Raw genomic sequence first — 17,590 nt, forward strand, 5'->3', positions numbered from 1 at the left:
CTACTCCTCGACGGTCAGTTCCTCGTTCTCGAAGTGGTACTTGAATATCTCCACCCGCTGTGCGGCCTCCCTGATGTGGTACTTGGCGCACTCCTCGTCCGCCTCCGAGAGGGCCTCACCCAGTGATTCTTTGATACGTTCGAGTTCCCGCGATCCTGAGACCATCGTGCCAGCGGAAATTACTCTCAGACAACACATAACTGCACCGTTTCCTGCAGTTTATTCACTCGTCCTGAGCGGTCAGTGACGGATGCGACCGCCGGGCGAGGTTTTGCAATGGTGGAACTCTTGGCCCACTTCCGTCGGTCTCCCGACTGGATTGCGCCGAAACACGCGGGATACTTACCAGTTGTCGACCGAACGTGATCCTATGCGCGTCAGTCGGCTCAGCGACGGTTCGTCGAAACGTCCGCTCGCGGTCGCGATGCTCCTCCTGGTGTGCCTGACGGTCGTCCCGTCGCCAGTGGCCGCACAGGAGCGTGGCTGGTCGGCTGAGACCACCGGGACGGTGACCGCCGACGGCGAGCTAACCGCGGTCACCACGACGATCGAGATCGACGAGCGGAGCTACCAAGAGTTACGCGAACAGGCCCGACAGGCGGGGTTCGAGTCGGCTGCGGCACTGGTCGCGTCCTCCCTGGCCAGCGAGAACCCGACCTACGGCGGGTTCGGGGACACCGAGGTCCGCCCCGTCGACGGGCGCTATCAGCTCTACATGGAGTTCACGAACGTCGACGTGGACCGGAGCGAGCGCACGGAACTGTCCGTCGAAGACGGTCGGGTGGCCCTGCGCATCGGGGACGTGACGGACCCGGCGACGAGCGACACCATCGCGGAGACCGTCTATCGGATCGAGATGCCCGGCGAGATCACGTCCACCAACGCCTACGAAACCGACGGTAACGTCGCCGTCTGGCGACTGCACGAGGACGCGCCAAACGTCCTGTCGGTGGAGTCCCGGCTCGGCGCCCAGACCGGTGCGTCCGACGCCACCGAGGACGATGACGAGGGCACGAGCGACGAAGCAGACGACGGCGACGACGGCGACGACGGCGATTCGAGCGCCAGCGGTCCCGGGTTCGGACCCGTCGCCGGACTGATCGCCGTCCTCGCCGTTGCACTGCTCACCGCACGCCATCGGACGTAGCACTCACATTCGAACCGTATAATTCCGCTTCCGGATCGATATCTCGAACGACGCCCTGATAGCGCCTTTCTTGCCGCTCACCCAACTCTGTTTTCACAATCGATAATTTACGGCTAGGTCGGAAGTGAATTGTTACCATGGATTAATAATCGGTACACACACAAACCCGATTCGATGGCAATGTCCCTCCGTGTCCTCGCCGTCGACGACGATCCGGACTTCTGTGAGACGCTCTCGGACGCTCTCCAGCGGGAGGGTGACCAGTTTACCGTCGTGACGGCGACGCGCGCGAGCGACGCACTCGACAGGTTCGACGACGAGTCGTTCGACTGTATCGTCAGCGACTACGAGATGCCCGACATGGACGGCCTGGACTTCCTGGAGACCGTCCGCGACCGGGACGAGCAGTTGCCCTTCATCCTCCTGACCGGGTCGGGCTCTGAGTCACTGGCCAGCAGAGCGCTCTCACGGGGTGTGACGGACTACCTGCCGAAATCGGGGTCCCGAGAACAGTTCAAGATCCTCGCCAACCGCATCGAGACGGCCGTCGACTCCTACCGGACCCGGGAGCTCCTGGAACGCGAGCGCGAGCGGTACCGGGCCTTCCTGGAGCAGTCGACCGACCTGATCGCCGTCGTCGACGCGACCGGCGAGTTCCAGTACGTCAGTCGGGCCTGGAAGCGACACATGGGCTACGACCCCGACGATCTGGAGGGACGGAACGCCTTCGACCTGATGGACGACGACCACGCCGACGCCGTCTGGAGCGAGTTCGTCGAGGCGGTCACGAACCCCGAGCAGACCCGTACCGCGGTGTTCAAGTTCAGACACGCGGACGGTGGCTGGCGCTGGCTCGAAGCCGTCGGAAACAACCAGTTCCACAACCCGCGGATCGAGGGATTCGTCGTCAACGTCCGGGACGTGACCGGCCGGAAAGAACGCGAGCGCAAACTCAAACAGCAGAACGAACGCCTCGAACAGTTCGCCAGCGTCGTCTCCCACGACCTGCGCAACCCGCTGAACGTCCTCTCCGGTCGCCTCGAACTGGCCGCCGAGACCGGCGACGAGGATCACTTCGAGGTGGCACAGGACACCCTCGACCGGATGGAGGCGATGATCGACGACCTGCTCGGACTCGCCCGTGACGGGCAGTTCGTCGAGGAGACCGAACCGGTGGCGCTCGCGCCCCTGCTGGCCCGCTGTCGCGAGTCCGTCGACGCCGAGCGATTCTCACTGGCCGTCGAGACGGACGCGACCGTCGTCGCCGATCCCAGTCGGCTCCGACGGCTGTTCGAGAACCTCGTTCGCAATTCGGTGGAACACGGCGACCCGAGCGTGACGGTCCGCGTCGGCTCACTACCCGACGGGTTCTACGTCGAAGACGACGGCCCCGGCATCCCGCCCGGGGACCAGGAACGCGTGTTCGAGATCGGCTACACGACCGCCACCGAGGGAACCGGCCTCGGTCTGGCCATCGTCGAGAGCATCGCCGAGGCCCACGGCTGGTCGGTCCGCGTCACGGACGCTGCAGCGTCCGGTGGCACCCGGTTCGAGGTGACCGGCGTCGAACTCGTCCGATCCTCCGAAGTCCGCCGCTGTCGGTGACTACCCCTTGATGTTACAAACCGGGTAGGTTCGGGCCACCTTGTCGCCGATTCCCAGGGCGTCCGAGACCCGGACGACCTCGTCCACGTCCTTGTAGACGCCCGGTGCCTCCTCGGCGATGGTCGCGCCCGACTGGGCCTTGACGTAGATCTCGTTCTGCTCGCGGAGGTCGTCGCGCACGTCCTCGCCCCAGAACTCGTTTTTCGCCTGCGTCCGGCTCATCAGCCGGCCCGCGCCGTGGGCCGTCGACCCGAACGTCTCCGCCAGCGACTGCTCGCCGCCCCGGAGGACGTAACTGCCCGCGCCCATGCTCCCGGGGATGATGATGGGCTGGCCAACGTCCTGGTAAGCCGCCGGGACCTCGGGTCGGCCCGCGGGGAACGCCCGCGTCGCACCCTTCCGGTGGACGAACAGTTCGCGTTCCTCGCCGCCCTCCACGGTGTGGACCTCCTTCTTCCCGATGTTGTGGGCCACGTCGTACAGCAGGTCCATCTCCATCTCCTGCCAGTCACGGTCGAACACGCGCTCGAACACCTGTCGCGTGCGGTGCATGATCAGCTGGCGGTTGACCCACGCGAAGTTGATCGCCGCACACATCGCCTCGTAGTAGTCCTCCGCGAGTTGGGAGCCAGCCGGCGCGGCCGCGAGTTCCTTGTCGGGCAACTGGTTCAGCATTCCCTGGTGCGCCTGCTCGATGTCGCGCAGGTAGTCCGTACAGACCTGGTGACCCAGGCCGCGCGAGCCACAGTGGATGAGGACGACGATCTGGTCTTCTTCGAGGCCGAACGCCGCGCCCACGTCCTCGCGGAACACGTCGGTCACTCGCTGGACCTCGAGGAAGTGGTTGCCGCTCCCGAGGCTTCCGACCTGGTTGGCCCCGCGGTCCTTGGCCTTCTTCGAGACTTTCTCGGCGTTGGCCTCCGGCCTGTAGCCCTCGTCCTCGCAGTGGGCCAGGTCGTCCTCGACGGCCCAGCCCTCCTCCAGCGCCCAGTCCATCCCGCGTTCGAGGATGGCCTCGATCCCGTCGCCGTCGACCTGCACGACGCCGCCCCCGCCCAGCCCCGACGGAACGTTACTGAACAGGTTCTCGACGAGTTCTTCCTCGCGGCCCTGGAGGTCGTCGTAGGTCAGATTCGTCCGCATCATCCGGACCCCGCAATTGATGTCGTAGCCGATCGCGCCGGGCGAGATACAGCCGTCCTCGGCGTCGATGCCGGCGACGCCGCCCACGGGGAAGCCGTACCCCTGGTGGCCGTCGGGCATGCAGATGGCGTGTTTGCGGACGCCGGGGAGGTGCGCCGAGTTCTTGAGTTGCTGGAGGGTCTTGTCCTGCTGGATCTCCTCCAGCAGGGCCTCGCTGGCCAGCACGCGAGCGGGGGCGTTCATGCCGCCCTCCTGTGGGATCTCCCAGACGTAGTCCCGTACCTTTTCGAGCGTGATGCCGTCGGCGTCGAAGGTGGTCATACGAGACGATGCGACGCCGACGGCGGAATATATTTCGACTGTCCGGCGTCAGTCGTCCGCGACCTCACGCTCGCCCAGCGAGGGGCGGCCGGCTTCCGAATCGGCGTCGGCCAGGACGCGGTCGAGCGCGAGCGGGCCGCTGCCCATCGTGAACACCGCGGAAGCCAGCCCGAACATCGTGACGTGGGCGAGGATGGGATCGTCCGGGATGCCAAAGAGGGTGAGCGTGAAGACGACGAACGCGGCCGCGGCGACGCCGCGGGTCAGGAGTCCGGCGATCAGGAGGACGCCGAGCGCGATCTCCGCGAGGCCAGCCCCGAGAACCCACGCGCCGGGATCGACCGGGATCACGGCCGTCAGGTCGTACTTCGCCACGACGCCGAGGGTCCGGCCCGGCTGGAGGAGTTTCTCGACCAGCCCGAGGTAGACGAACACGACGCCGAGGCCGATCCGGATGACGGTCGGCGCGTAGCGCGTGTACGGGTCGATCAGGGTCCGGAACCGCTCGGCGATCCGGTGGACGGGATCGACGCGGCCGTAGTAGGTCCCCGGCGCGCTCGCGACGGCCCCGAGCATGTGGTCGGCGCTGGGTCGCCCGCCGCCGAGGAGGACGATGGCCAGCAGTCCGGGGACGTACTCCATGGCCAGCAGGAGTTCGGGCCAGCGCGCCAGGCCGACGAGGTACGCCACGAGTGCGACGGCCGCCACCGCCCGCGTCGCCAGTCCGAACAGCAACAGAAAGCCCAGTCCGAGCAGGAGGAGGCGGGGCTGGCCGTCGACGGCCGGGCTGAAGTAGTAGCCCGCGAAGCCGGCACCGACCATCGGCAGACCCATGCTGAGCCGGAGCATCCACGGGACCAGGTCGCCGTACTCGGCGAGGGTCTCACGGAGTACGTCCAGATCGGGGATCGTCGGCCGCACCCAGACGTAGCCCAGCAAGCCCACCGCGCCGACCAGCGCCGTCCCGCCGAACAGGACGGCGTTGACCGGTTCCGAGAGGACCTGTACCGCGAACTCGACGGGGTCGGTCGGGGTCCCGTCACCCTCGGCGACGTACTTGACGTGTGCTCGCGCGGTCCCGCTGGCGACGATTGCCACACAGAGCGCGCCACAGACCGTGAGCGCACCGGACAGGAGCGACGAGCGTGTTCCGGAGGTCACACCCGTACTAGGGGACCGGCCGTGGTAAACCTCGCCATCGGGTTAGACGTCGAAGACCACGTATGCGCGCCAGCCGTCGGCCGATTCTTCGAGGGTCATCTCGGAGTAGGTGACGGCCTTCACGTCGCGGGCGTCGACCGCCGACAGCGGGACGCCGCGGGCCGACGCCTCGCAGGTCCACTCATCGCCGTCGTCTCTCACGGACGCCTCGTGATCGACCGGGAGGACGCCGCGTACGTCGCGCTCGTAGATCAACTCGTCCAGATAGTCGAACAGGAGTGCCTCCCGATTCTCGGCGCGGACGGTGAGGTCGAACCGCTCGCCGTCGTCGGGAATCTCGTCACACATCGCGGCCGTGAGACCGTCGGCGACGAACCCGAAGACGGCGTCGAGTGTTTCGCCGGTCGCTTCGACGGCAACGTCGGCGGTGTGTTCTCGGAGGTCGAACCCCATCACTCGCCCCCCGTCGGAGCGCCAGCGGTCCCAGGCGGTGCCGTGTCCTCGGATCCTTCGACGGCGACCCCGCTGGTCACGATGGACTGCAGGCCTTCTTCGACGCTCATGTCCACGTCGAAGACCCGCTCGTCCGGGACGTGGATGACGTGTCCGCCCATCACGGGGTTCGGAGCCATCGGGAGATACAGCGTCGTCATCGAATCGCTCTCGGTCGCCGTTTCGATGACCTCGGGTGTGTCCGCGGTGACGAACGCGACCGCGTAGGAGTCCCGGTCGGGAAACTCCACGAGTTTCACCTCCTGGAAGCTCTCGGTGTCGCTGTTCAGGAGCAGTTCGCTCATCTCGTCGACGCTGCGGTACAGTGAGCCGACGCCGGGGATGCGGGAGACGACCTGGGTAACTGTCCGGTCGATGGAGCCGTTGGCGGGACTCAGTTCGGCCACGAGTCCGACGACGAGGATCGAAACCAGCGCGACCGCCAGCAGGAACCCCTCGACGACGAACTCGGGGAGTTGGTCGGTTCCGAACGCCGCGTCGACGACGCCGACGAACGGGTTGACGGTGTTGCTGAGGAAGTTGACCGCGAACCCGAGTACCAGCAGCGTCACGATCAGCGGAATCGTCACGGCGAACCCCGTGAGGAAGGCGCTCCTGAGACGCTGGCGCGGCGACACCCGCTCGATCCCGTCGACCTCTGGAGACAGCCGCATACAAGCCAGGACGACGCTGTGCCGAAAAACGGTTGTGGCCTGCGGTCGGCCCCCGTCGCACGTCCTTGCCGGTGGAATTATAGTGGTCTACACGCTACACGGGGGTAGTGAGCGCCACAGTCGAGAGCCGGGTCGTGGACGCCGGAGACGACGCCTACGTAGACGACGCCTGGGCGCTGAAAGAGTCCATCCGCCAGGAGGAGGGCGTCCTCCGCCAGCGTCGGGGGTTCTTCAGGGACGCCTACCGGCGGTCGACGGTCTATCTCTTTCTGGAGAGCGGTCCCGTCGACACCGAACGGCTGGTCGGCTTCGCCGCCGTCCGCCGCGACGGGTACATCCTGTTTCTGGCCGTCGCCGACGGCTACCGGGGTGAAGGGTTCGGCGAACGCCTGATCGCCCGCGTCGCCGACGACCACTCCTCGGTCACCTGTCACGCCCGGACCACCAACGAATCCGCCATCGGATTCTACCGACACCTGGGTTTCGAGGTCAAGCGCCGCATCGACAACTACTACGAGGACGGCGGCGACGCCTACTACCTCAAACTCGGCACCGGCGGCGGGATCACCGAGCGCCTGCAGAAACTGCTTTCCTGATGGGTCCCGGGCAGGAGGCGTTGGGTTTGCAAACCCTTTTGCACTGCTCCCCGCAACGGAAGTGATAGCATGGAGGAGCGAACGCAGGCGTATCTCCGGGGCCGGTTCGGCGACTACTACCGCCGGGCCGAGATCACGCCGCCGCCCGACGCCAACGAGCGCGAGTGGGGCTACATCCCCTGGACCTCGGGGCCGGGGACGACGATGGTCCGGCACAAGTCGCTGCTGGACCTGGGCGACATCGAGGGGTTCCTCGAACGCGAGCGCCCGCGTCACGTCTACTTCTCTGCGGGCCGCTACGACGATCCCAGCGCGGGGTCGATGAGCGAGAAGAACTGGCGCTCCTCCGATCTCGTCTTCGACCTGGACGCCGACCACCTCCCGTCGGTGACGCTCGGCGAGGACTCCTATGCCGAGATGCTGGCGAAGTGTAAGGACGCCCTCCTTCGGCTGCTGGACTTCCTGGAGGACGACTTCGGCTTCGAGGACACGACCATCGCCTTCTCCGGCGGGCGGGGCTACCACGTCCACGTCCGCGATCCGGGCATCCAGGAACTCGAACGGGAAGCCCGGCGGGAGGTCGTCGACTACGTTCGCGGGATCGGCATGGAGTTCGACGCTCTGATCGACGAGGAGGCGGTCGGCGGCGAGGTGGGCCGCAAGAGCCCGGCCCACAACGAGTACCTGCCGACCGACGGCGGCTGGGGTCGCCGGATTCACGAGCGCCTGCTCGCCGAGTTCGAGGAGATCCGCGAGATGGACGAAGACACGGCCGTCGAGCGCCTCCAGGAGTACGACGGGGTGGGCGAGAAGAAGGCTCGCGCGGCCTGGAATATCGCGCAGGATCGGTTCGTCGAGATCGAGCGGGGCAACCTCTCGGCCCATCCCGTCGTCAAGAGCTTCGCCGAGCGGATCGCCGCGTCGGTGGTCGAAGAAGACGACGCGCCCATCGACGAGCCGGTGACGACGGACACGAACCGGCTGATCCGCCTGCCGGGGACGCTCCACGGCGGGAGCGGACTGGAAGTCAAACGGATCGACCGCGACGCGGTCGCGGAGTTCGACCCGCTGGTCGACGCGGTGCCCGACACCTTCGTGGGCCACGACATCACGGTCGAAGTGACGGAGGGCGGGCTGGTCGAGCTTCTCGGCGATAGTTTTACACTCTCGGAGGGAGAGCAATCCGTACCAGAGCACGTCGGCGTGTTCCTCATGGCCCGGGGGCGCGCCGAGAAGGGGCCGGAATGACATGAACCTCGACGAACTCCAGTCGGTCAGGGACCGCGAGCGCCAGAGCGACAGCCTCCAGCAGCTGCGCGACTCCTTCTACGCGGACGCGGGCGAGTTGATTCAGGACCTGCGCGAGGAGCGCGACGCGGCCGCCGAGCGGGCCGACGACCCCTTCGACGATCCGGAGGTCAACCGGATCACGAACAACATAAACACGGCCGAGCAAACGGTGGAAGCCATCTACGAGCGCCGCGTGGGCAAACTCGTCAAGATGGCCTCCTTCGCCGCGGCGGACATGCCCACCGAAGACGAGGGCCTGACCGCCGAGGAACGCGAACTGTTCGAGAGCATGGTCGCGTCCATCGAGAACAACCGCGACCGCGTGTTCGCCATCCTCGACGGCGAAGATCCCGGGGCCGTCGGCACGCCGGACGCGACGCCGAACGGGACACCCGACGCGACGCCCGACGACGGCGGGTCACCCGCACCCGATCCGTCTCCGACGGGTACCCCGGACCCGGCAGACCCCTCCGGAGAGACGGGGCAGTCGACGGGCGTCGACGCCGCGGATCTGATGGGGAGCGGCGAGGACGCCCCGACGGCCGGCGCGCCGGACCCCGACGCGTCGGCGGACTCGACGGACTCGGATCGGCCGGTACCGCCACAGGAACCGCCAGCGGCGGACGACACGGGGGGTCCGGATCGAGTCGAGACCGAGCCGGCCGGAACGGACACACCGGAGCCGTCGACCGGAGCGGGACAGCCCGATGCGGACGGCGCGGCCGACCCGACGCGGAGCGAAGCCGCCGAACCGACGCCCGACCCACGCTCGGACGGCGGGGCCACAGCGGCATCGAGCGTCGAGGATTCGGGCGTCGAAGATTCGGGCGTGGACCGCCGGACCGTCCGGATCACACGCGACGTGGGCGAGATTCTCGGGGTCGACGAACGCGCCTACGACCTGGCCAGCGAGGACGTGGTGACGCTCCCGGCCGCCAACGCCGAACCCCTCGTGGAGCGCGACGCCGCGGAACCGCTGGACCGCTGAGCGGGGCCGACCGCCGGGCCGTATCGGCGTGGCGTGGTCTCCGGGCGATTGATACTGCTGGAGGCTGTCAGTGACGTGCAATGCCCGCCGCCATCGAGACGGAGGCGTTGACGAAGACCTACGGTGACGTGACGGCCCTGTCGGGGCTGGACCTCTCGATCCCGAAGGGCACCGTCTACGGCTTTCTCGGCCCGAACGGCGCGGGGAAGACCACCACCATGCGGATTCTGACGACGCTGACCGAACCAACGAGCGGCGACGCCTGGATCGACGGCGATCACGTCGCCGACCGGGACGCCGTCGTCGACCACGTGGGCTACCTGCCCGAGCAACCGCCGGTCTACGACGAGTTGACCGCCCGGGAACAGCTCTCGTATCTCGCCGATCTGCGCGACCTCGGGACCGCCGAACGCGACCGGATCGATCCGCTGCTGGAGCGGTTCGGACTGCTCGGCGACGCCGACGACCCGATCCGGACGTACTCGAAGGGGATGCGCCAGAAGACGGCGCTCGCCGGGACGGTGCTGGGCGACCCCGACGTGCTCTTTCTGGACGAACCGACCAGCGGGCTCGATCCGCGGGCGGCCCGCACGGTCAGGGATCTCCTCGCGGAACTGGCCGAGCAGGGGCGGACGGTCTTTCTCTCGACGCACGTCCTCCCGGTCGTCGAGGAACTGGCCGACAGGGTGGGCGTCCTCAACGAGGGGCGACTCGTCGCCGAGGGATCGCCGGCGGAACTGGAACACCGCGCCGAGACGGGAACCGAGCGGGGACTGGAGGACGCGTTCCTCGACCTGACGGCCGAACTGGGCCACCCGGGCGAGGCCGTGCTGGAGGACTGAGATGGCGGGCCAGCTGGCGACCGACCTGCGACACGGCGTCCGGATCGCGACGGTCGAGGTGCGCCGGAGCGTCCGGGCCGTCCTCGCCAGCCGCCGGCAACTCATGGGCATCGCGCTCCTGCTCGTGTTGTTCTCGCCAGTATTGTTCTCCCTGCTGTCGGGCGGGTACGCGCTCGGGCTCCGGTACCGGAGCGGGGCGGACCTGCCGGTCGTCGAACTGCTCCGCCCCCAGGTCGTCGCCTGGATCGGGTCGCTCGCGGTCGTGTTCGGCCTCCGCGCGCTTGAACGGGCCGGCGACGCCGACCACGCCGACCTGCTGTTGACGCTCGTGCGACCCCGGGCGGTCGTCACCGGCCTCGTCCTGGCGGAGTACGTTCGCGTCGTCGCCGTGTTCGGGAGTCCCATCGTCGCCGCCGTGGCGGCCTTCGCGCTGGGTGCCGGAACGCCTCTCATGATCCCGGTCGCCGCCGTCGGTGTCCTCCCGTTGCTCGCGCTCGGGCTGACCGGCGGGTTCACGCTCGGCTATCTCGTGCGACTCGGGTATCGACGCCTCGGCTGGTCCAATCCGTCGGGCGCGTGGGCGAGCCTCCTCGTCGCCGGTGGGATCATCGTCGGCGTGAACGTGTTCGCACCGTCGAATCCCGTCGAACTGCTGGAGGCGCTCGCGCCGCTGGGTGCCGTCCCGGTCGGCCCGTACGCCGACCTGTTGCTCGTCGCGTCGCCGGTGGCCGTCACCGTCGGCACCCCGTCGCTGGTCGCCGTCGGGATCGTCCTGGGGGCGATCCCGCTGCTGTTGGCTGCCACCTGGCAGCTCGCGCCGGCCGTCTGGTACGCCGATCCGGTCACGACCGACGGGACCAGCGTCCGGGCGCGACTCTCCCGCGCGTCCATGCCCGCCGCCCTCGCCGGCCGACGGGTCACCCGCCTCGTCTGGTGGCAGTGGGTTCGTGGCGTCCGTGCGCCCGCACAGTTCGTCCACCTGACCTACTTCCTGTTCATGGCGTTCCCAATCGCGCAACTGGCCGTCTCCAACCCGCGGTCGCCGATCCTGCCCGTGTTCGTCGCCGTTCTCGGTGCCTTCCTGGCCGGCGGGACCTTCGGCCTGAACCCGCTGGGTGCCGAGGGGTCGATGCTTCCGGCCGTCCTCACGACACCTTCGCCCGGCCGGACGCTGGTCCGCGCGCGCATCCTCGCCGGTGCCCTGCTGTGGCTCCCCGTCACCCTGCTGGGGGTCGCACTCGCCGGCTGGTACAGCGTTCTCGGCCCGGTGAACCTCGCGTACGTCCTCGCGTACACGGTCGTCCTCGCCGGCTTCAGCAGTCTGCTGGCGCTGGGACTGGGCGCGTTCGCGCCGCGGTTCGAGGCCGTCCGCGCGTTCGGGGGCGTCGAAGCCCCGACGCCGACGACGGCCGCCTTGCTCGGGCACTCCTTCCTCACGACCGTCGTCGCCGCCGCCGGCATCGCCGCCGTCTTCGTGCCCGTCGTGATCGACGCACCGCCGGTCGCCGGCGGGTCGGCCCGACTGGTCCAGGCTGTTGGCTTCCTCGCGTGGGCCACCCTGCTCGCGCTCGCCGCGGCGGGCTGTTACCGTTACGCCGTCGCCCGACTGGACGGGTACACCTACGAGTGATCGTGTCAGCGAAGCAGAAGTACTTTGCCCGATCCGGTAGATCCGACGAGTACGGATGTCCGCCCTCCGTCCCACGGCCGCTCAGCGGGACACGCTCACTTGCCTGTTCGCGCTCGCGCTGCTGACGGCCCCGCTCTGGAGCCTCCCGCTCGACTTCGACGAGCAGATCCACGAGTACGAGCGCATCGAAGTGACTGTCGACGGGGGTACCGTCGAGTACGCACCCGAACTGGAGGATCCGCCTCTGGACGTTGCGATCAGCGACGAAATCGGCTGTTCCGGTGACTTCGACACCCGCGTCTGTGCGTTCGAGTCGCATCTCGCCGCGAACCACTCGATCCCGACCGAGTGGCAGTCGCGTCCGGACTCGACGAACTACACGTCGGTTCCCGGCGACGACCACTACCGGTACGTCAGAGTCGAGGGACAGATCTACGAGGCGACGTACACCACGGGCGATCCGAACGCCGCGGGCAACGACACGACTGGTGGACTGGCCAGGATCTACCTCGCGCTGAAACCGGTCGATCCACACGAGACACTGGGTGATGTCTCGGTCGAAGCGGAGGACGTGCCGCCGACGGTCCGCCGGGCCGCTCGGACCGGCTCGGCGAACCACACCGGTCCGGTCGAAGTCCCCGAAACTCCCGTCCGGATCGACGGCGGCTACTACCGAGTGTACGAGGCGGGCGTGAGCGACCGATCCGTTCTCGCTGGCTTCTTCGGAATTGTCCTGCGCTTTGTCGCGCCGGTCGTCGGTCTCGGACTGCTCGTCGGGCTCCGAGGGCGGTTCCAGCTACGGCACGTCTCGGAAATCGACGAGTGAGAGGGTGAAAACTAGTCCCCCGCGACCAGCGGCTCGGCGATCTCGGCGAGTCGGTCCTGTCCGAGCGAGCCGGCGACGCCGTAGGTCCGGCCGTCGGCCTCCCAGAACAGCACCGTCGTGTCGCCCCGCGAGACGACCGTGACGGTCTCGTTGCCGACCGTCAGGGACTCGCCGTCCGTGTCGAACCGCGAGAGCGGGTTCTGCTCGGACTGGACGACCAGGAACTCGGCCGTGCCGTTGCCGTAGACGCCGGTCACGGTCGCGCGGTCGCCCTGCGTGCCGACGACGGCGCTCTGCAGCTCGAAGCCATCCGGCACTGCGGGCTCGGTGACGGGGAAGTCCACGGCCGCGTCCGCGTCGGCGAGGGTGTCGTAGCTCGTCCGGTCGAACGCGCCCGAGACGACCCGGCGGTCGGTCGGCGGCTGGAACGAACTCTCGTGGATCGCCACGTCGAACCGGAACGACTCGAAGCGCATCGTCGTCGTCACCGTCCCGTCGGGGCCGGTCACGACGGCTTCGACCTTCCGGAGCCGGTAGTCGTCGGTGTCGACCCAGACCGTCAGGTTGGTGTCCTCGATCTCGTCGAGTTTCTCACTGAGGTTGGCGTAGCGCTCGTCGTCGGGCAACGCCGTCGAGCCGGTATATTCCACGTCGAGGACGTAGGTCTCCTCCCCGTCGACGGTCGCCGTGCCGCGGTTGGTCACCGAGGTGTTCGCGTCGAGTTTCTCGACGGCTTCGGTGACGTTCACCCGTTCGAGCCACTCGGACTGGCTGGCGTTGGGCGAGCGGACCACGGGCGGGCCGGTCGGGCCGTCGAGCCACACCACCGAGCCGTTCGTGGCGACGGTCGTGTTCGCCACGCGGTCGGGGGCGAGAACGTCCACCCGATAGCCGTCCGGCGCGAGGTACTGGACCTGCGCGCGGGCCGACCGTTCGATCCGGTCGGTCTCGTTCTCGAAGGTCACGTCGACGGCGACGGTGCCGACGAAGCTGTCGGCGTCGGCGTACCGTTCCGCGGTGCGGTCGAGGGCGGCCTCGCCGCTGGGCGCGGTCGTCCCGTCGGGCTGGACGGCCATCCCCACGACGACGCCGGCCCCCAGCAGGACCGCGACGATGGCGGCCATCCGGAGGGACAGTACCCCTCGGTCCGTGTCACTGGCGGGAGGTGTCACGAAGTCGCCTAGGGGAGAGACCCGCTTAACGCTTCGGCCGGTGCGCGTAGCGTTCAATTGTCTGGAGCCCCTGGTTCGGCCGATGACAGGCGACGTGGCCAGCGCCGAGCCGCCGGCCGTCGAACTCGACGCCGTGTCCCGCACGTACACCCGCGGCGAACCGGTCTACGCCCTCGACGACGTGTCGCTGACCCTCGCCCGCGGCTCCTACACCGCCGTCATGGGCCCCAGCGGGTCGGGCAAGAGTACCCTCCTCAATCTGGTCGGGTGTCTCGACACACCGACTGCCGGGACCGTCAGCGTCGCCGGCGAGGACGTGACGGCGCTCTCGGCCCGCCAGCGCGCCCGCGTCCGCGGCCAGGCGGTCGGCTTCGTCTTCCAGACGTTCAACCTCATGCCGCGGCTGACCGCCGAGGAGAACGTCGCGCTCCCGCTGGTCTTCCAGGGCGTCGCCCGCGCCGACCGCATGGAGCGAGCCCGCGACCTCCTCGACCGGGTGGGCCTGGGTGACCGCACGGACCACCGGCCGTCGGAACTGAGCGGGGGCCAGCGCCAGCGCGTCGCCATCGCTCGCGCGCTGGTGACCGACCCGGCCATCGTCCTCGCGGACGAACCGACCGGGAACGTGGACACGGAGACCGGCGAGCGGATCATGGCCCTGCTCGACGACCTCCACGCGGCCGGGAACACCATTCTGCTGGTCACTCACCAACGAGCCATCGCCGACCGGGCAGAGCGTATCGTGCGGCTCCGCGACGGCGAGGTCGAGGGGATCGACGCCGTGGACCCGGCGGGGGCGGCCTGATGGACGCCGCCGAGAGCCTGCGGCTGGCGGTGCGGTCGATCCGGGGCCACAAACTCCGGGCGGCCCTGACCGCACTGGGTATCGTCATCGGTATCGCGGCCGTCATCACCTTCGTCACGCTCGGAGCCAGCGTCAAGGCGGAGGTCGTCGGCCAGTTCGACGACTCGCCGGCAAATCGCGTGTTCCTCGTCGCCACGCCCAGCGACGACGGCGGCCCCCCGGCCGCCCTCTCCCAGCCCGTGTTCACCGAGTACGACGTGGGTCAAATCGGCGAGATCGAGGGGGTGGACCGAGTCGTCCCCCGCGGTACCATCGCCACCTCCGCACTCTCACACGGGGGTGAGACCGTCGCGAGGGACCAGGTGACCGCGACCACGCCCGCGCTGTTCGAGAGCGTCACGTTCCGCGAGGGCGAGGCGTTCGCCGACGCCGCCTCGGGCGAGACCTGTCCCGCCGAGATGGTCGTGACACCGTCGGCCGCCGCGCTCTTTCCCGGCAATCTCTCGGTCGGTGATCGGGTGACGGTCACCCAGCGCGGGAACCTGACGCGGAACGTCACGGTCGTGGGCGTCCTCGGGGACGACGCCGGGCTGAACCCGCTGGCCGGCTTCGGCTCTCAGCCCCGATTCTACCTGCCCACCTGTGCCTACGACACCGTCGTCACGAGTCCGACCACCGGCACCCGCCAGAACGTCTACCCGCAGGTGACCGTCATCGCCGCGAACCCCGGCGACACCGCGGCCGTGCAGACCCGCGTCCAGAACTACCTCGACACCGAGTCCGACGCCAGCCAGCTGGCTCCCGGGAGCTACGAGGTCAGCGCCCGGACCAACGAGGACATCGTCGAGCGCATCGAGAACGTCGTCGACCGGCTCACGCAGTTCGTCACCGGCATCGCGGTCATCTCCCTGCTCGTCGGTGCCATCGGCATCGCCAACATCATGCTCGTCTCGGTGCGTGAGCGGACCAAGGAGATCGGGATCATGAAAGCCGTCGGGGCGACCAACCGCGACGTACTCCAGCTGTTCCTCGTCGAGGCCCTGCTTCTGGGCGTGGGCGGCGCACTGCTGGGCGTCCCCATCGGTGTCGCGGGCGGCTGGATCGCCGTCACGTACGCGGAACTCCCCCTGACCCTTCCGTTGATCTGGGTCGGGGCGGCAATCGGGATCGGACTCGTGGTCGGCGTCGTCTCCGGCCTCTACCCGGCCTGGAGCGCGGCCCGTGTCGACCCCATCGACGCACTCCGCTACGAGTGACCGGTCGGGCCCGGGTTCGAGTACCGACACGCTTTCCCCGGCGACGGGTGAGATGGAGCCCATGCCCTCTACAGTCACGGTCGGTCGAACCATCGACGAGAGCGGTGACCCGATCCCCGATACCGGGATCGACATCGACCCCGACGGTCCCATCGCCGACCGCCTCGCCGACCGCACCGGCCCGCTTATCTCGAATCCGATCACCGGCGAGTGGGTGACGGAACTGGTCCCCGCCGCTGCGACCGACGGCGAGTCCGCGACCGGCATCGGGATCTTCGCCGCCGGCAACGACGGCCCGCCGGAACACTACCACGTCGGCTACGAGGAATCGTTCGAGGTGCTCCGCGGCGAGTTCCGCTTCGAGGTCGACGGCGACGTTCGCCACGCGACCGCGGGCGACGAACTCACCGTCCCCGAGGAGGTGCCACACACCTTCCGGAACGTCGGTGACGGGATCGGCGTGACCGTCACGACGACCCGCCCCGCCGGCCAGACGCAGGACGTGATCACGACGCTCTACGGGCTTGCCCACGAAGGCAAGTTAGACGAGGACGCACAGCCCGGCCTCCTGCAGGGGCTGGCCATGACCGCCGCGACGAGCGACGACACGGTGTTCACCTCGCCACCGCCGGCGGTCACGATCCCCGTGGCGACGGTCCTCGGCCCCGTCGCGAACGCGCTGGGCTACCGGGCGACCTATCCGAAGTACCAGTCCGAGTCGTTCTGGGAACGCCACGTCGAACAGCCCACACTCTGAGTGATCCCCTCGTGGCGTGATCAGCTCTCATCGAGCGGATCGTAGACGTTCTCCTCGGCGGGGAACTCGCCGTCCGCGACCTCCTCGACGTAGGACTCGACGGCGGTTCGGATCGTCGATCCCACGTCCGCGTACCGTTTCGAGAGCGAGAAGGACTCACCGCCCAGGCCGAGGAGGTCCGTGATCACGAGGACCTGGCCGTCGACGTGCCGGCCGGCACCGATACCGATGGTCGGCACGTCGATGGCCTCGGTGACGGCCTTCCCCGTTCCCTCGGTGACCGTCTCCAGCACCACGGCGAAGACGCCGGCGTCGACCAGGCGCTCGGCCGTCTCGACGAGTGCGTCGGTCGCCGCCGAACTCGACGTGTCCCGGCCCTGGATATAGGCTCCACCGATCTGGTTCATCCGCTGTGGCGTGAGCCCGATGTGGCCCTGCACCGGAATTCCGAGTTCCGTCAGCCGGTCGATGATCTCGATGGTCGTGTCGCCGTGCGGTGCCGTCTCCAGTTTCACCGCGTCGGCTCCGGCCTCCTTCAGGAACCGCACGGCGTTGTCGACGGAGGTCTCCATCGACTGGCCGTAACTGCCGAAGGGCATGTCGCCGATCACCATGGCGTCTTCGACCGCTCGGTCCACTGCGGCGGTGTTCGACAGCGCCTCCGCCATGGTCACCGGGACGGTGTCGTCGTACCCCAGATGGTTGTCGCCCGCGGTGTCTCCCACGAGGATCATGTCCACGCCACCACGGTCGACCTGTCTGGCGATCGGCGCATCGTAGGCCGTCAACATCGTCAGCGGCTCGCCGTCGCGGTACGTCTCGTGCAAGTCCGGAATCGACGTTCGTGACACGTTGCTGGCCTCACCGGTCACCTATTTCAAAGTT

General features: G+C 68.3%; 18 protein-coding genes. 11 read left to right on the plus strand and 7 right to left on the minus strand.

What is annotated here, in order from left to right:
* Positions 1–165: a hypothetical protein gene (locus ACOZ4N_RS04110; protein ID WP_424018672.1), complete on the minus strand. Its 165-nt coding sequence runs from the start codon at positions 163–165 to the stop codon at positions 1–3.
* Positions 166–370: 205 nt separating this feature from the next.
* On the opposite strand from ACOZ4N_RS04110, the gene ACOZ4N_RS04115 reads away from it, so the two are divergent.
* A complete protein-coding gene (locus ACOZ4N_RS04115; protein ID WP_424018673.1) occupies positions 371–1,147 on the plus strand; it encodes a PGF-CTERM sorting domain-containing protein in 777 nt (258 codons plus the stop codon).
* A gap of 174 nt (positions 1,148–1,321) precedes the next feature.
* Complete coding sequence (locus ACOZ4N_RS04120) at positions 1,322–2,752, plus strand: PAS domain S-box protein (protein WP_424018674.1); 1,431 nt, start codon at positions 1,322–1,324, stop codon at positions 2,750–2,752.
* Here ACOZ4N_RS04120 and ACOZ4N_RS04125 read toward each other — a convergent pair whose 3' ends face one another.
* Genes ACOZ4N_RS04125 through ACOZ4N_RS04140 form a run of 4 tightly spaced genes read right to left on the minus strand, consistent with a single transcriptional unit; the run spans position 2,753 to position 6,543 of the window.
* Positions 2,753–4,216 carry an RtcB family protein gene (locus ACOZ4N_RS04125; protein WP_424018675.1) on the minus strand — a complete coding sequence of 488 codons (1,464 nt, stop codon included), beginning with the start codon at positions 4,214–4,216 and terminating at the stop codon, positions 2,753–2,755.
* A gap of 48 nt (positions 4,217–4,264) precedes the next feature.
* Positions 4,265–5,377 (minus strand): DoxX family protein, encoded by a 1,113-nt coding sequence (locus ACOZ4N_RS04130; RefSeq protein WP_424018676.1) that lies wholly within the window; start codon positions 5,375–5,377, stop codon positions 4,265–4,267.
* A 42-nt stretch (positions 5,378–5,419) separates the two neighbouring features.
* Positions 5,420–5,830: an archease gene (locus ACOZ4N_RS04135; protein ID WP_424018677.1), complete on the minus strand. Its 411-nt coding sequence runs from the start codon at positions 5,828–5,830 to the stop codon at positions 5,420–5,422.
* Positions 5,830–6,543, minus strand: a complete 714-nt coding sequence (locus tag ACOZ4N_RS04140) for a DUF502 domain-containing protein (protein ID WP_424018678.1) — start codon at positions 6,541–6,543, stop codon at positions 5,830–5,832. Before ACOZ4N_RS04140 ends, ACOZ4N_RS04135 begins: the two co-directional genes overlap by 1 nt.
* Positions 6,544–6,650: 107 nt before the next feature.
* Here ACOZ4N_RS04140 and ACOZ4N_RS04145 point away from each other — a divergent pair, with 107 nt between their 5' ends.
* The 6 genes from ACOZ4N_RS04145 (at position 6,651) to ACOZ4N_RS04170 (ending at position 12,715) form a co-directional block, all read left to right on the plus strand.
* Positions 6,651–7,139, plus strand: coding sequence for a GNAT family N-acetyltransferase (locus ACOZ4N_RS04145; protein ID WP_424018679.1), 489 nt, complete (start codon positions 6,651–6,653; stop codon positions 7,137–7,139).
* A gap of 69 nt (positions 7,140–7,208) precedes the next feature.
* On the plus strand, positions 7,209–8,387 hold the full coding sequence (priS, locus tag ACOZ4N_RS04150) for a DNA primase small subunit PriS (protein ID WP_424018680.1): 1,179 nt from the start codon (positions 7,209–7,211) through the stop codon (positions 8,385–8,387).
* 1 nt (position 8,388) lies between these two features.
* Positions 8,389–9,417: a hypothetical protein gene (locus ACOZ4N_RS04155; RefSeq protein WP_424018681.1), complete on the plus strand. Its 1,029-nt coding sequence runs from the start codon at positions 8,389–8,391 to the stop codon at positions 9,415–9,417.
* A gap of 80 nt (positions 9,418–9,497) precedes the next feature.
* Positions 9,498–10,259, plus strand: a complete 762-nt coding sequence (locus tag ACOZ4N_RS04160; RefSeq protein ID WP_424018682.1) for an ABC transporter ATP-binding protein — start codon at positions 9,498–9,500, stop codon at positions 10,257–10,259.
* Position 10,260: 1 nt separating this feature from the next.
* Positions 10,261–11,889 carry a hypothetical protein gene (locus tag ACOZ4N_RS04165; RefSeq protein WP_424018683.1) on the plus strand — a complete coding sequence of 543 codons (1,629 nt, stop codon included), beginning with the start codon at positions 10,261–10,263 and terminating at the stop codon, positions 11,887–11,889.
* A 55-nt stretch (positions 11,890–11,944) separates the two neighbouring features.
* On the plus strand, positions 11,945–12,715 hold the full coding sequence (locus ACOZ4N_RS04170) for a hypothetical protein (protein WP_424018684.1): 771 nt from the start codon (positions 11,945–11,947) through the stop codon (positions 12,713–12,715).
* 11 nt (positions 12,716–12,726) lie between these two features.
* Here the strand turns inward: ACOZ4N_RS04170 and ACOZ4N_RS04175 are convergent, their stop codons facing one another.
* Positions 12,727–13,887 (minus strand): DUF4367 domain-containing protein, encoded by a 1,161-nt coding sequence (locus ACOZ4N_RS04175; RefSeq protein WP_424018685.1) that lies wholly within the window; start codon positions 13,885–13,887, stop codon positions 12,727–12,729.
* An 82-nt stretch (positions 13,888–13,969) separates the two neighbouring features.
* Between ACOZ4N_RS04175 and ACOZ4N_RS04180 the strand changes: the two genes are divergently transcribed.
* The 3 genes from ACOZ4N_RS04180 to ACOZ4N_RS04190 all read left to right on the plus strand — a co-directional run bounded on the left by ACOZ4N_RS04180 (position 13,970) and on the right by ACOZ4N_RS04190 (position 16,705).
* Positions 13,970–14,692, plus strand: coding sequence for an ABC transporter ATP-binding protein (locus ACOZ4N_RS04180; RefSeq protein WP_424018686.1), 723 nt, complete (start codon positions 13,970–13,972; stop codon positions 14,690–14,692).
* Entirely contained in the window at positions 14,692–15,948 is a 1,257-nt protein-coding gene (locus tag ACOZ4N_RS04185; RefSeq protein WP_424018687.1) for an ABC transporter permease, read from the plus strand. Before ACOZ4N_RS04180 ends, ACOZ4N_RS04185 begins: the two co-directional genes overlap by 1 nt.
* Positions 15,949–16,009: 61 nt before the next feature.
* Positions 16,010–16,705 carry a cupin domain-containing protein gene (locus tag ACOZ4N_RS04190; RefSeq protein WP_424018688.1) on the plus strand — a complete coding sequence of 232 codons (696 nt, stop codon included), beginning with the start codon at positions 16,010–16,012 and terminating at the stop codon, positions 16,703–16,705.
* A gap of 20 nt (positions 16,706–16,725) precedes the next feature.
* Here the strand turns inward: ACOZ4N_RS04190 and panB are convergent, their stop codons facing one another.
* Positions 16,726–17,556 carry a 3-methyl-2-oxobutanoate hydroxymethyltransferase gene (panB, locus tag ACOZ4N_RS04195; RefSeq protein ID WP_424018689.1) on the minus strand — a complete coding sequence of 277 codons (831 nt, stop codon included), beginning with the start codon at positions 17,554–17,556 and terminating at the stop codon, positions 16,726–16,728.
* Positions 17,557–17,590: the final 34 nt, after the last annotated feature.

This window comes from Halorientalis pallida, from assembly GCF_049605515.1.
Classification (GTDB): Archaea; Halobacteriota; Halobacteria; order Halobacteriales; family Haloarculaceae; genus Halorientalis; species Halorientalis pallida_A.

Excerpts from the sequence above, each read along its gene's own strand:
- ACOZ4N_RS04110 (WP_424018672.1), bottom strand. The coding sequence starts at position 165 with ATGGTCTCAGGATCGCGGGAACTCGAACGTATCAAAGAATCACTGGGT.
- ACOZ4N_RS04115 (WP_424018673.1), top strand. The coding sequence starts at position 371 with ATGCGCGTCAGTCGGCTCAGCGACGGTTCGTCGAAACGTCCGCTCGCG.
- ACOZ4N_RS04120 (WP_424018674.1), top strand. The coding sequence starts at position 1,322 with ATGGCAATGTCCCTCCGTGTCCTCGCCGTCGACGACGATCCGGACTTC.
- ACOZ4N_RS04125 (WP_424018675.1), bottom strand. The coding sequence starts at position 4,216 with ATGACCACCTTCGACGCCGACGGCATCACGCTCGAAAAGGTACGGGAC.
- ACOZ4N_RS04135 (WP_424018677.1), bottom strand. The coding sequence starts at position 5,830 with ATGGGGTTCGACCTCCGAGAACACACCGCCGACGTTGCCGTCGAAGCG.
- ACOZ4N_RS04140 (WP_424018678.1), bottom strand. The coding sequence starts at position 6,543 with ATGCGGCTGTCTCCAGAGGTCGACGGGATCGAGCGGGTGTCGCCGCGC.
- priS (WP_424018680.1), top strand. The coding sequence starts at position 7,209 with ATGGAGGAGCGAACGCAGGCGTATCTCCGGGGCCGGTTCGGCGACTAC.
- ACOZ4N_RS04155 (WP_424018681.1), top strand. The coding sequence starts at position 8,389 with ATGAACCTCGACGAACTCCAGTCGGTCAGGGACCGCGAGCGCCAGAGC.
- ACOZ4N_RS04160 (WP_424018682.1), top strand. The coding sequence starts at position 9,498 with ATGCCCGCCGCCATCGAGACGGAGGCGTTGACGAAGACCTACGGTGAC.
- ACOZ4N_RS04165 (WP_424018683.1), top strand. The coding sequence starts at position 10,261 with ATGGCGGGCCAGCTGGCGACCGACCTGCGACACGGCGTCCGGATCGCG.
- ACOZ4N_RS04170 (WP_424018684.1), top strand. The coding sequence starts at position 11,945 with ATGTCCGCCCTCCGTCCCACGGCCGCTCAGCGGGACACGCTCACTTGC.
- ACOZ4N_RS04180 (WP_424018686.1), top strand. The coding sequence starts at position 13,970 with ATGACAGGCGACGTGGCCAGCGCCGAGCCGCCGGCCGTCGAACTCGAC.
- ACOZ4N_RS04185 (WP_424018687.1), top strand. The coding sequence starts at position 14,692 with ATGGACGCCGCCGAGAGCCTGCGGCTGGCGGTGCGGTCGATCCGGGGC.
- ACOZ4N_RS04190 (WP_424018688.1), top strand. The coding sequence starts at position 16,010 with ATGCCCTCTACAGTCACGGTCGGTCGAACCATCGACGAGAGCGGTGAC.